Annotated in this window: 14 protein-coding genes; 12 read left to right on the top strand and 2 right to left on the bottom strand. The window is 63.1% G+C overall.

Annotation, left to right across the window (positions count from 1 at the left end; all coding sequences use genetic code 11):
* Window positions 1-136: 136 nt before the first annotated feature.
* The 7 genes from Q5H31_RS00360 to Q5H31_RS00330 all read left to right on the top strand — a co-directional run bounded on the left by Q5H31_RS00360 (window position 137) and on the right by Q5H31_RS00330 (window position 3,672).
* Window positions 137-1,111 (top strand): 3-hydroxyacyl-CoA dehydrogenase family protein, encoded by a 975-nt coding sequence (locus Q5H31_RS00360; RefSeq protein WP_080821291.1) that lies wholly within the window; start codon window positions 137-139, stop codon window positions 1,109-1,111.
* Window positions 1,112-1,140: 29 nt separating this feature from the next.
* Entirely contained in the window at window positions 1,141-1,233 is a 93-nt protein-coding gene (locus Q5H31_RS00355) for a hypothetical protein (protein ID WP_012471763.1), read from the top strand.
* Window positions 1,234-1,450: 217 nt separating this feature from the next.
* A complete protein-coding gene (locus Q5H31_RS00350) occupies window positions 1,451-1,780 on the top strand; it encodes a DUF4432 family protein (RefSeq protein WP_007053254.1) in 330 nt (109 codons plus the stop codon).
* Window positions 1,781-1,831: 51 nt separating this feature from the next.
* A complete protein-coding gene (locus Q5H31_RS00345; RefSeq protein WP_007056948.1) occupies window positions 1,832-2,239 on the top strand; it encodes a methyltransferase domain-containing protein in 408 nt (135 codons plus the stop codon).
* The gene (locus tag Q5H31_RS00340; RefSeq protein ID WP_007056947.1) at window positions 2,224-2,607 is read left to right on the top strand and encodes a trans-aconitate 2-methyltransferase; all 384 of its coding nucleotides are present in this window, start codon (window positions 2,224-2,226) and stop codon (window positions 2,605-2,607) included. Before Q5H31_RS00345 ends, Q5H31_RS00340 begins: the two co-directional genes overlap by 16 nt.
* Window positions 2,608-2,693: 86 nt before the next feature.
* Entirely contained in the window at window positions 2,694-2,906 is a 213-nt protein-coding gene (locus Q5H31_RS00335) for a hypothetical protein (RefSeq protein ID WP_023658482.1), read from the top strand.
* Between the two features lie 58 nt (window positions 2,907-2,964).
* Window positions 2,965-3,672, top strand: a complete 708-nt coding sequence (locus Q5H31_RS00330) for a L,D-transpeptidase (protein WP_007054020.1) — start codon at window positions 2,965-2,967, stop codon at window positions 3,670-3,672.
* A 76-nt stretch (window positions 3,673-3,748) separates the two neighbouring features.
* Here the strand turns inward: Q5H31_RS00330 and fetB are convergent, their stop codons facing one another.
* Window positions 3,749-4,549 carry an ABC transporter permease gene (gene fetB, locus Q5H31_RS00325; protein WP_007054021.1) on the bottom strand — a complete coding sequence of 267 codons (801 nt, stop codon included), beginning with the start codon at window positions 4,547-4,549 and terminating at the stop codon, window positions 3,749-3,751.
* Window positions 4,546-5,313 (bottom strand): ATP-binding cassette domain-containing protein, encoded by a 768-nt coding sequence (locus Q5H31_RS00320; protein ID WP_007054022.1) that lies wholly within the window; start codon window positions 5,311-5,313, stop codon window positions 4,546-4,548. Before Q5H31_RS00320 ends, fetB begins: the two co-directional genes overlap by 4 nt.
* Before the next feature lie 125 nt (window positions 5,314-5,438).
* Here Q5H31_RS00320 and efp point away from each other — a divergent pair, with 125 nt between their 5' ends.
* The 5 genes from efp (at window position 5,439) to pyrF (ending at window position 12,351) form a co-directional block, all read left to right on the top strand.
* Window positions 5,439-6,005: an elongation factor P gene (gene efp, locus Q5H31_RS00315; protein WP_007056944.1), complete on the top strand. Its 567-nt coding sequence runs from the start codon at window positions 5,439-5,441 to the stop codon at window positions 6,003-6,005.
* 54 nt (window positions 6,006-6,059) lie between these two features.
* A complete protein-coding gene (gene nusB, locus Q5H31_RS00310; RefSeq protein ID WP_007053263.1) occupies window positions 6,060-6,632 on the top strand; it encodes a transcription antitermination factor NusB in 573 nt (190 codons plus the stop codon).
* 190 nt (window positions 6,633-6,822) lie between these two features.
* The gene (gene carA, locus Q5H31_RS00305) at window positions 6,823-8,046 is read left to right on the top strand and encodes a glutamine-hydrolyzing carbamoyl-phosphate synthase small subunit (protein WP_007053264.1); all 1,224 of its coding nucleotides are present in this window, start codon (window positions 6,823-6,825) and stop codon (window positions 8,044-8,046) included.
* Between the two features lies 1 nt (window position 8,047).
* A complete protein-coding gene (gene carB, locus Q5H31_RS00300; protein WP_007053265.1) occupies window positions 8,048-11,431 on the top strand; it encodes a carbamoyl-phosphate synthase large subunit in 3,384 nt (1,127 codons plus the stop codon).
* Complete coding sequence (gene pyrF, locus Q5H31_RS00295) at window positions 11,431-12,351, top strand: orotidine-5'-phosphate decarboxylase (RefSeq protein WP_007053266.1); 921 nt, start codon at window positions 11,431-11,433, stop codon at window positions 12,349-12,351. Before carB ends, pyrF begins: the two co-directional genes overlap by 1 nt.
* Window positions 12,352-12,519: the final 168 nt, after the last annotated feature.

Genomic DNA, 12,519 nt, shown 5'->3' with positions numbered 1-12,519 from the left:
ACTAGTCGAATCCGCGAAATGTTCAGCAAATGTTCACGTAGCGAAATCGGCATAGAATGCGAACAAACGCATAACGGCACGGTGCTGTTCATGCGTACACCAACGCCAGACGAACCGCCGGAAAGAAGGGGTCTCCGTGATTGAGACAGTGGACGATATCAAGACGATTGCGAACGTCGGCACGGGAACCATGGGCCACGCGATCACGTTGCAGTTCGCGTTGGCCGGATATCCGGTGCATCTGGTCGGCCGCGGCGAGGCCTCGCTGGAGAAGGCGATGAAGGCGATTCGTTCGGATGCCGAGGACTTCGCCGAAGCCGGACTACTCAAGGACGGCGACACCTTGGACGCGGTGCTGGCCCGCATCACCGGTTACGCCGACTATGCAAGCGGCGTGGCGGACGTGGACTTCGTCATCGAATCCGTGGCCGAGAACCTTGACATCAAGAAGTCCGTCTGGACCGAAGTGGAGCACGCCGCCCCCAAGGACGCGATTCTGTCCACGAACACCTCCGGCCTGAGCCCCACCGCGCTGCAGTCGGTGATGGGGCACCCCGAGCGCTTCGTGGTGGCGCACTTCTGGAACCCCGCGCAGTTGATGCCGCTGGTCGAAGTGGTGCCGGGTGAGAAGACCGACCCGAAGGTAGTGGACATCACCTTCGACCTCATGGCCAAGATCGGCAAGAAGCCGGCGAAGATCAAGAAGGAATCGCTGGGCTTTGTGGGCAATCGCCTGCAACTGGCCGTGCTGCGCGAGGCGTTCCACATCGTCCAGCAGGGCATCGCGGACGCGGCCACCGTGGATGACGTGATGAAGTACAGCCTCGGCCGCCGCTGGAACCTGGTCGGCCCGATCGCCAGCATCGACCTCGGCGGCCTCGATGTGTTCTATAACATCAGCACTTACCTGTTCGACGATATGGACAACGGCACCGGCCCGAGCCCGCTGCTCGCCGAGAAGGTCAGGGAAGGCAATCTCGGCGCCAAAACCGGCCAGGGCTTCTTCTCCTGGCAGGGCGAGGACGGCAAGCGCATCATCGAATCCCGCAACAAGGCCCTGCTGCGCGCGCTGAAGAACGACGCCGCGGATGCCGCCGCTGCGCAGGCGTGAGGCATAAATATCAAGGATCGGTGACGACGATGACGTCCACAGAACACAGCACGCGAGCCGACATGCTGGCCCATATGGGCAGCCTTCAGCAGGCCGCCTACGTGCGCCCGATCGAATACTAGGAAGGCCGAGCCCACGGCCTCAAGGCCATCGAGGTGAAGAACGGTCCGTTGCGTTTCGTGTCCATGGCCGACCGCGCCCTCGACGTCTGCCAGTTCGAATACCGCGGCGAGAACCTCGTACTGCGTCGCACAATCACCAGCGTGTACGGCCGGCTGTCGATCACGGTCGAGGATGAGGTGACCAACGAATCCTTCCGCGACGATCAGTCCCGAAAGCGTGTACCTGCACGAGCTCGCCGCCGACGAGAACGGCCGCAGCTTCGCCGCCGTGGTCAACCGCAAGCTCGGACTCGGAGTCGTCATCGACTTCGACGCCAGCCTCTTCCCATACTTCATGGAATGGAAGTCGACGGGTGCGGGCGACTACGTGGTCGGCCTCGAACCCTCGAACTCCAGCGTCCACGGCCGAGGCTGGCACGAGCAGCGCGGCGACCTGCACGCCATCGCCCCGCAGGCCAGCGAACGCAAGTCCCTGACCTTCACCGTCATCGAAGGCGAGGCCGCGATTGACGGGCTCATCGCCCGCCGCGACGCCCTGCTCGGCTGAATTGTGAGATAATATCGGCCGATATGTGAATGGCTGATTAGCGTGGGGAGCATGGTTACCTGGGATTCGGAACAGTATCTGCGATTCAAACGGGAGCGCACGCAGCCGGCGCGTGATCTGGCGATGCAGCTGCCGCCGGACGACGGCAGCGTCACGCGCGTGCTGGATATTGGCTGCGGGCCGGGCAACAGCACGGCCGTGCTGCGCGAGCGCTATCCCCATGCCAAGATTCTCGGCGTCGACAGCTCGCCGGTCATGATCGAGACAGCGCGCAAAACCTATCCCGACATCGATTTCCAGCTGTGCGACGTGTCCGCGCGGCTGGACGAGCTGCCGGCCGACTTCGACGTGGTCTTCTCCAATGCCTGCATCCAATGGGTGCCGGACCATCCGCATCTGATTCCCGGACTGCTCGCCCGGCTCAGGGTCGGGGAGTGCTGGCTGTGCAGACGCCGATGAACTATGAGGAGCCGATTCACCGCATCATCGGTGGTATCGTGCACTCGCCCGCGTTCGCGGACAAGCTGCCGCAGCAACGCGAGTTCTACAACCTCACGCCGCCCGAATACTGGGAGCTGCTGCATGCGCATGCCAGCGCCTTCCGCATGTGGAAGGTCACGTACATGCACACGCTGCCCTCGCATGAGGCGGTTATGGACTGGTATCGTGGCACCGGCATGAGGCCGTATCTGCAAGCGCTTGACGACGCCGGGCGCAAGAAGTTCGAGGCCGAAGTGTTCGCCCAAGTCCGCGAGGAATACCCCACACAGTCGGACGGCAGCATCATCTTCCCCTTCCCACGTTTCTTCTTCCTCGCGACTCGGTAGAAGCTCGCCGGATTCGCGTACTGGGCGGCGCGACCTGTTTCCCGCGCCGCCAGCTGTGGGTTGACCTCGCTACTGGGCTTGCGGTGATGCCGCTGGCTGCTGCGCTGTTTCCGATTGCGATGGCATTTGCATATGCGGCGCAATCCTCGGGACTGTTCGGCATCGGGCTTGGTGCGGTGACCATGATCATCGGCCTGTGGATGCTGCTGCGGCGGCGCTGGACGGTGCCGGCGTCGGGCGAAGATTCCCCGGACGATGCCGTTCCTGCAGTCGAGATCACGGCTGAAACCGAGGCGTAGGGCGTCGCAATGCCTGTTTACAATCGACCCGAATGGTCTTTGTGGTGAGAAGAGGCATATGGTGAGGCTGCCGACGTTGAACGTGAATTGGAGTCGCGATCGGGTCTACGTGATTCGGCGCGGAGTGGTCGCCTGCTGTATCCTGTTCTGCCTGATCGGCGCCGGAGTCGAGACCGCGGCGGCGCAGCGCAGCTGGCCGCGAGCCGACACCGCAACCGCCGCCGCAACCGCAGCGGCGAACGAGCCCACGGCCGTTACCCGCAAGCAGGTTCCCGATAGCGGCAAACAGGGCGGGTCGCGGAAGACGCAGAACACGCAGAACGGCGATGACAAAGCCGCGCAAAGCGTGGACTGGAAGGGGCCGACCGGCAAACAGCCCGACCTATCCCAGTACTCCGACCTGAGCGTGGAGGTCAGTCTCGCCAAACAACGGGTGTACGTCAAGTCCGGTGGCCAGACCATTTATACGATGATCGCCAGTACCGGCGTCGACGACGCCACCCCGCACGGCTCGTACACCATCGATACACGCGGCGAACACTTCTACAATGCCGAAGAAGGCATGGGCGCCGACTATTGGGTGCAGTTCTACGGTTCGTACCTGTTCCACTCGGTGCCGACCGGCGAGGCCTTCGGCGACTATCTGCCGGAGGAGGGTGCCAAACTCGGCCAGCCCGCCTCGCACGGCTGCGTGCGCCTGACTGTGGCCGACGCGCAATGGTTCTATGACCAGGTGCCGGACGGCACGCTGGTCACCATCGCGTAGGGTGGTCTCTCGCTCAGTCTCGTTGCGTTCGACAGCTCCCTCGTCAGAGGGAGCTTATCAGAGGGAGCTTAGCTGATTAGCGCGCTTCGGGCGGGCGGTATTGGTCGTCGGCGGTGAAGCAGGTGCGGTAGATCATGACCATGATCAGGCCGTCGGCCAGCAGGGTCAGCGCGGCGATGGCGTCGAGGACCACGAACTGGTACTTGGCGGCGTTGAGCGGGTCGCCGCCGGCGATCACCTGACCGGCCATCATGCCCGGGATCGTCACGATGCCGCTGGACGCCAGCGAGGCGGTGGTGGGCAGCAGGCCCAGGCGAATCGACGAGACGATGGACGGGCGGGCCGACTCCCATGGGGTCGCTCCCAGCGCCAGCATCATATCCACCTCGTCACGCCGCTCCTCCATGCTCTCGTAGAAACGGCTCAATCCCACCGCCAAGGCGGTTACGGTGTTGCCCAGCAGCATGCCGGTCAGGGGCACCACCAGCTGGGGCGCGTACCACGGGTGCGGGCGCACGATGAGCTCGGTGACCAGCGCCAGCATCAGCAGCATGGTGATGACCAGGCTCAGGAAGATCGGCCCGGCAAGGCCCTTGGGGATGCCGCGTGCGCGGGACATCACGATCTGCACGGCCGCCACCAGCATGACCGCCATCAGGGCGAACACCATCCATACGCTGTTCGACCGGATCACGTAGCCGATGATGAAGCCCATGGCGCACAGCTGCACCAATGCGCGGCACGATGACCACATCAGGGTCTTGCCGATGCCCATGTGCATCAGTTCGCTGATGATGGCCGCCACGGCCACCATGCCCAGCGCGATGAGCAGACCCCAGATATCGATGTTGTAGGAATTGCCCAGATCGCCGCTCATGCCTGCGTCTCCTCATTTTCATCGGCGCCGGCAGACACCGCGTTCGCGTCCTGCGCCGCCGGATCCGTCATCTCGTGTTCGGTCAGCCGCCCCTTGTCCAGTGTCAGCGTGCGGGTGGCCCGTCCGTCCGGCGGACGGTGGCGGATGCGGATGATCGCCATGCCGTGTGCGGCCGCGTCCGCCATGATTGTAGCCACCTTGGCCGCGTTGTCGTCGTCGAGACCGGCATCTACCTCGTCGGCCAGCAGCACCTTCGGATCGGTGAGCAGTGTGCGGGCCAGGGCCACGCGGGCCGCCTGGCCGCCGGACAGGTCGTGCGGGGCGCGCTCCAGATCGATGTCCTCGCAGCCCATCGCGTCCAACGTCGTGCGGATGCGCTCGTCGGGCAGCAGATGCTCGCCCTTGCCGCCCTTGCCGCGAATCGCGAGCGTCCAGGGCAGGCGGATCGCCTCGGCCACGTTCTTGCCCGTCAGAATCGGCTTCTGCGGCAGGTAGGCGACATCCCGCCGCCACTGCTGCGGCGTGAACTCGCCGCTGCCCTTGCCTTCAAGGGCGAACGCGCCGTGCGCATGCGGGTTGAGCCGGGCGCACGCGGTCAACAGACTCGACTTGCCGGAGCCGGACGGTCCCACCAGATCGACGATCTCGCCGCGCTCCACAGCAAAGGACAGGTTCTCGAACACCGTGCGTTCGTCGTCCGCCGGCGATTGCGCGGGGATGACGCAGGACACGGATATGGCTTCGAAGAAGGATCGCATATTCATCCAGTCTAGCCGGGGACACATGGGAAACCCCAGCGTTCACTTCCTGTATACCCGGTGTGGCATAATAGCCGAGGCAATTTTTGGGCTTTGCCTAAGCTAGTTTGAATTTGAAATAGGTGAATAACGTGGCACAGACTACTAACGACATCAAGAACGGATCCGTCCTGAACCTCGACGGGCAGCTGTGGACCGTCATGAAGTTCCAGCACGTCAAGCCGGGCAAGGGCCCCGCCTTCGTGCGCACCACCATCAAGAACGTGCTCTCCGGCAAGATCGTCGACAAGACCTTCAACGCGGGCATGAAGATGGAATTCGAGACCGTGGACAACCGCACTCTCCAGTACTCCTACGAGGACGGTGACAACTTCGTGTTCATGGACATGACCACCTACGATCAGATCATGGTTCCGAAGACCCTTCTGGGCGACAAGGCCAAGTTCCTGCTCGAAGGCACCGACTGCCTGGTCTCCTTCCACGACGGCACCCCGCTGAGCGTCGATCTGCCGGGCTCCGTGGTCCTGACCATCACCCACACCGAGCCGGGCCTGCAGGGCAACCGCTCCAACGCCGGCACCAAGCCGGCCACCGTTGAGACCGGAGCCGAGATTCAGGTCCCGCTGTTCATCAATGAGGGCGACCGCGTCAAGATCAACACCGAGGACGGTTCCTACACCGGCCGCGAGAACAACTGATCTCCGCATCCTCAACAGACGACCGACCGTATAAAGGACTAGGACAGCAGCAGTATGGCACGTTCCACCGCGCGCAAAAGGGCTCTGAACACCCTGTACGAAGCCGACGAAAAAAGCCAGGATATTCTCTCCCTGCTTGACGAGCGCATCGCACATCCCGGTGCCCAGACCCCGCTTCCCGACTATGCCATTGAAATCGTCAAGGGCGTGGCCGAGCACCGTCGTCAGATCGACATGACCCTGGACGAACACTCCACGGGTTGGAAGGTCCGCCGTATGGGCGTGGTCGATCGCAACATTCTGCGTATCGCCGCTTGGGAGATTCTGTTCACCGATGATGTGCCGGACAAGGTCGCCATCGACGAGGCTCTGGCATTGGCCAAGACCCTGTGCGATGACGATTCGCCCGCTTTCATCCATGGCCTGCTGTCTGCGGTGTGCACCGCCAAGAATGCAGCACCGGCACCGGAGTCCGTGGCAGAAGAGGCCGATGAGGAATCGTCCGATTCCGCTGCCGCCGCATCCGAGCCGACCGATGAGGGCGATGTTTCCGATTCGCCCGATTCGTCCGGTGCATCCGACGAGCCTGCTGCCCCGTCCGCTGAGATTCAGCCGACGGTCGATTAGTCATTTGTTGTTCAGCCTCCCCATTCGGGAGGCTTTTTCATGGGCGGACACTTGTGCCGCCGTACATTCTCAAGTCGGCACCTTGCCGACAGCCCCGCCAGCGGGGGTGAGACTTTGCGTCCAACGGCGTGTGAGTCTGCGCTGGCCGTTAACCTTGGTACGAATACCCGAAAAACATAAGGGGGTTTTGGTGAGCCAGAACGAGTCCGGGACCATCGCAATTCCGATGTATGACAAGGACGATGCAGTCCTCGTTTTGGAAGACGGACAGGTATATGTGGGGGAGCCATACGGCGCCCTCGGCGAGACGACCGGTGAGATCGTCTTCGCCACCGGTATGACCGGATACCAGGAGACGCTCACCGATCCGAGCTACGATCGCCAGATCGTTGTGCAGACGTTCCCGCACATCGGCGATACCGGCGTCAACAGCGAAGACCCTGAGTCCTCCCGCATCTGGGTTGCCGGATACATTGTGCGTGATCCCTCTCCGAACGTGAGCAACTGGCGTGCCGAAGGCAGCCTGGACGACGACCTCGCCAAGAACGGCATCGTCGGCCTGAGCCACATCGACACCCGCAAGCTGGTGCGCCACCTGCGTTCCGCAGGCGTGATGCGCGCCGGCATCTTCTCCGGCGACGCCCTGACCGATCAGGCCACCGGCGCGCTCAAGACCATCGAGCAGCTGCTCGAAGACGTCAAGAACACCCCGCAGATGCAGGGTCTGAGCCTGTACGACGAGGTGTCCACCAAGGAGACCTACACCATCGAACCGTGCGGCGAGTACGAAGGCAAGGAGCCGCTGTACACCGTGGCCGCTGTGGACCTCGGCATCAAGGGCATGACCCCGCACCGCATGGCCGAACGCGGCTGCCGCGTGCACGTGGTGCCCTCCACCATCACCTTCGCCGAAATCGAGAACCTGAACCCGGACGGCGTCTTCTTCTCCAACGGCCCGGGCGACCCGGAACAGGCCGGTCCCGAAATCGAGCTGCTGCGCCAGGTACTTGACGCCGGCTACCCGTTCTTCGGCATCTGCTTTGGCAACCAGCTGCTCGGCCGCGCACTCGGCTTCGGCACCTACAAGCTCAAGTTCGGCCACCGCGGCATCAACCAGCCGGTCAAGGATCTGACCACCGGCAAGGTCGAGGTCACCGCCCACAACCACGGCTTCGCGGTCGACGCCCCGATCGGCAAGCAGGTCGACGCGCCGTTTGAAAACGGCAAGTACGGCAAGGTGTTCGTCTCCCACATCGATCTGAACGACGACGTGGTCGAAGGCCTGCAGTGCGTGGACATCCCCGCATTCTCCGTGCAGTACCACCCGGAGGCCGCAGCAGGCCCGCACGATGCGGCCTACCTGTTCGACCGTTTCTGCGAACTTATGAAGAACAACTCCAAGGAAGGTAAGTGATATGCCGAAGCGCACCGACATCAAATCCGTGATGGTCATCGGCTCCGGCCCGATCGTGATCGGTCAGGCTGCGGAGTTCGATTACTCGGGCACCCAGGCATGCCGCGTCCTTCGTGAGGAAGGCATCCGCGTCATCCTCGTCAACTCCAACCCGGCCACCATCATGACCGACCCGGAGATGGCTGACGCCACCTACATCGAGCCGATCGCCACCCCGATCCTCGAGCAGATCATCGCCAAGGAACGCCCCGACGCGCTCCTGCCCACCTTGGGCGGCCAGACCGCGCTCAACGCCGCCATGGCGCTGGGCGAGGCCGGCGTCCTGAAGAAGTACAACGTCGAACTGATCGGTGCTTCCCTGGAAGCCATCGACCGTGGCGAGGACCGTGAACTGTTCAAGAAGGTCGTTGACGAGGCCGGCGCCGAATCCGCCCGCTCCGACATCGCCCACAGCATCGAGGAAGTCGACAAGATCGCCGAGAAGTTCGGCTACCCGCTGGTCGTGCGCCCGAGCTTCACCATGGGTGGCCTAGGCTCCGGCATCGCCCACAACGAGGAGGAGCTGCACCGCATCGCCGGCGCCGGCATCCATTACTCGCCCACCGACGAAGTCCTGATCGAAGAGGGCATCGAGGGCTGGAAGGAATTCGAGCTCGAGCTCATGCGCGACCGCAACGACAACGTCGTGGTCGTCTGCCCGATCGAGAACGTCGACCCGGTCGGCGTGCACACCGGTGACTCCATCACCGTGGCCCCCTGCTTCACCCTGACCGACCGCGAATACCAGAAGCTGCGTGACATCGGCATCGCCATCATCCGTGGCGTGGGCGTGGACACCGGCGGCTGCAACATCCAGTTCGCCGTTCATCCGGACACCGGCCGCATCATCGTCATCGAGATGAACCCGCGCGTCTCCCGTTCCTCCGCACTGGCCTCCAAGGCCACCGGCTTCCCGATCGCCAAGATCGCCACCAAGCTGGCTCTCGGCTACACGCTCGACGAGATTCGCAACGACATCACCCAGTCCACGCCGGCCTCCTTCGAGCCGACCATCGACTACGTGGTCACCAAGGTGCCGCGCTTCGCTTTCGAGAAGTTCCCGGGCGCCGACCCCACCCTGACCACCTCCATGAAGTCCGTGGGCGAGGCCATGGCCCTGGCCGGCAACTTCCAGGAGTCCCTCGGCAAGGCCATGCGCTCCATCGACAAGCGCCACATGGGCTTCAATTGGGATGGCGAGAAGCCGTCCGCCGAAGAAGTGGCCGAACTGCTTGAGGCCATCCACACCCCGACCGAACACCGTTACCTGCAGCTTATGCGCGCCATCTGGGGCGGCGCCACGCTGGAGCAGGTGTTCGCGGCCACCAAGATCGACCCGTGGTTCCTGAAGCAGATCTTCCTCATCAATGAGACCGCCATGACGGTGCGTGAGGCCGAAACCCTCACCCCGAAGCTGCTCAAGAAGGCCAAGCTCGCCGGTCTGTCCGACGTGCAGGTGGCCCACCTGCGTGGTTTGGGCGATGAAGGCGAGAACACCATCCGCGAACTGCGCTGGACCTACGGTCTGCGCCCGGTCTACAAGACCGTCGACACCTGCGCCGCCGAGTTCGACGCCGCCACGCCGTACTACTACAGCTGCTACGCCGACGAAACCGAGCTGCGCCCGCGCGAACGCGAGGCTGTGATCATCCTCGGCTCCGGCCCGAACCGCATCGGTCAGGGCATCGAGTTCGACTACACGTGCGTGCACGCCGTGCAGGAGCTTGGCAAGGACTATGACACCATCATGGTCAACTGCAACCCGGAGACCGTGTCCACCGATTACGACATGTCCGACCGCCTCTACTTCGAGCCGCTCACCTTCGAGGACGTGCTCGAGATCTACGAGGCCGAGAAGAAGATGGGCCCGGTCAAGGGCGTCATCGTCCAGCTCGGCGGCCAGACCCCGCTGTCCTTGGCCGCGCGTCTGAAGGCCGCCGGCGTGCCGATTCTCGGCACCACCCCGGAATCCATCGACTTGGCCGAGAACCGTGAGCTGTTCGGCGAAGTGCTCAAGAAGGCGGAGATGAACGCCCCGCGTTACGGCACCGCCCTGAGCCTCGAAGAGGCCAAGGAAGCCGCCCACCGCATCGGTTACCCGGTGCTCGTGCGCCCGAGCTACGTGCTCGGCGGCCGTGGCATGGAAATCGTCTACGATGACAAGCAGCTCAACAAGTACGTGGACCGCGCACTTGCCGAGGCCAAGGCCGATACCGTGGTCTCCGGTCGCCTGCCCTCCCCGCTGCTCATCGACAAGTTCCTGCAAGACGCCATCGAAATCGATGTCGACGCACTGTTCGACGGCGAGGAACTATACATCGGCGGCATTATGGAGCACGTCGAGGAGGCCGGTGTCCACTCCGGTGACGCCGCCTGCACCCTGCCTCCGTCCACCCTGTCCGACGACCAGATTCGTCGCCTGCGTGAAGGCACCTACGCCATCGCCAAGGGCTGCCATGTGCAGGGCCTGATCAACGTGCAGTACGCCTTCATGGCCAACACACTGTACGTGATCGAAGCCAACCCGCGCGCCTCCCGTACCGTGCCGTTCGCCTCCAAGGCCACCGGCGTGGCACTGGCCAAGGCCGCCGCCCGCATCATGGCCGGCGAAACCATCGCCGATCAGCGTGCCAACGGTCTGCTGCTGCCCAAGGGCGACGGCGGCGACATCCACCCCGGCCAGCAGGTCGCGGTCAAGGAATCCGTGCTGCCGTTCAAGCGCTTCCGCACCCCGGTGGGCAAGACCGTCGACATCCTGCTCGGACCTGAGATGCGTTCCACCGGTGAGGTCATGGGCTTCGACCGTGACTTCCCGCACGCCTTCGCCAAGAGCCAGCTCGCCGCCTACGACGGTGGCCTGCCGACCCACGGCAACGTGTTCATCTCCGTGAACGACACCGACAAGCGTCAGCTGCCGTTGATCGCCGTTCGTCTCGAGGAGCTTGGATTCAAGCTCTGGGCCACCGAGGGCACCGCCTCCGTGCTTCGCCGTTACGGCATCGAGTCGAACATCGTGGACAAGATCAGCACCCGCGTGGACACCGATCCGGAAGCCCCGGTCGAGGTGCATCACGCTGCCGGATCCGTGGGCAAGAACGTGGTTCAGCTCATCGAGGAAGGCAAGATCGACATGATCCTCAACACGCCGAACTCGCGCGGCTCCCGTTCCGACGGCTACTCCATCCGTGCCGCCGCCATTGCCGCCGATCTGCCGCAGTTCACCACCATCACCGAGTTCCAGGCCGCACTGCTCGCTATCGAGGCCGTGAAGCATAATGATTACCAGATCATGAGCATTCAGGAGCATTCGAAGCAGCTGTTCGAATTGGAGCGACGGGAGTTCTGATGACTACACTCAGCAGTGAGGAATTGCAGGCACAACGTTCGGATTTCGGTCTGCGATTAAGCAATTCAATGGCCAAATACGGGCCGCTGTGTGTGGGCATTGACCCGCATCGCAAGCTCCTCACCGACTGGGGATACAACGTCGACGCCGAAGGCGCCGAACTCTTCTCCATGCGTATGCTGCAGGCCGCCAACGGGCGCGCCGCAGCAGTCAAATTCCAGACGCCGATGTTCGAGCGCTACGGAGCTAAAGGTTTCGAAGCGCTCGAGCGCGTGCTCTACGCGGCACGACAAATGGGCGTCATCACCATCGTCGATTGCCTGCGCGGCGGCCTGTCCACCACGATTTCCGCCATCGCAGACGCCTATTTCAAGCCCGGTGCACCGTTGCTGGCCGACGCCATCACGCTGCTGCCGTACTATGGCGCGCGTTCGTTGAACGGCCTGATTACCGAAGCGCTGGAAAACGGACGCGGCGTGTTCATCGCCTCCCTGACCTCCAACCCGGAAGGCATGAGTCTGCAGACCGCGTTGCGCCAGAGCGGCGATTACAAGGGACGTACCGTGGCCTACGGCATCGCCTCCACCGCGCAGAAGCATAACGTGGATATCGAAGGCATGGGCTCGGTTGGTCTGATTATCGGTGCCACCATCGGCCAATGGATGCAGGATTCCGGCGTGGACCCCTCCAAGTTCACCGGTCCGATTCTTTCCCCCGGTTACGGTTGGCAGGGTGCCGAGGCCAAGGATCTGAAAACCGTGTTCCGCGGTACGCGCGGCAACGTGCTGGTCACCGTGTCCCGCTTTATCGCCTCGCATGGGCCGGATATCGCCGCACTGAGCCAAGCCACCGAGTCGATTGCGCTTGACGTACGTCAGGCGCTGATGGAAGCCACTGTCGAAGGCTCGGAAAACCAGTAATCAGAACGGAATCAGATGTCGCGGCATGCGTACGTGTCTATCTCATCGCGTACGTCGCATCACGATTCATATTCTTCCCTGTTCGTCGGGGCTGTAGCAGTTACCGGTCATCTCGCCGGTGAGCCGTTACCACGTTGGATTCATAATCGCTGCACACCACATCATCTC

The sequence above is a fragment of the uncultured Bifidobacterium sp. genome (genome assembly GCF_959020155.1).
In the GTDB taxonomy this organism is placed as follows: Bacteria; Actinomycetota; Actinomycetes; order Actinomycetales; family Bifidobacteriaceae; genus Bifidobacterium.
Note: the sequence above shows the minus strand (reverse complement) of the source record. Positions and strands in the feature narration are given on the sequence as shown.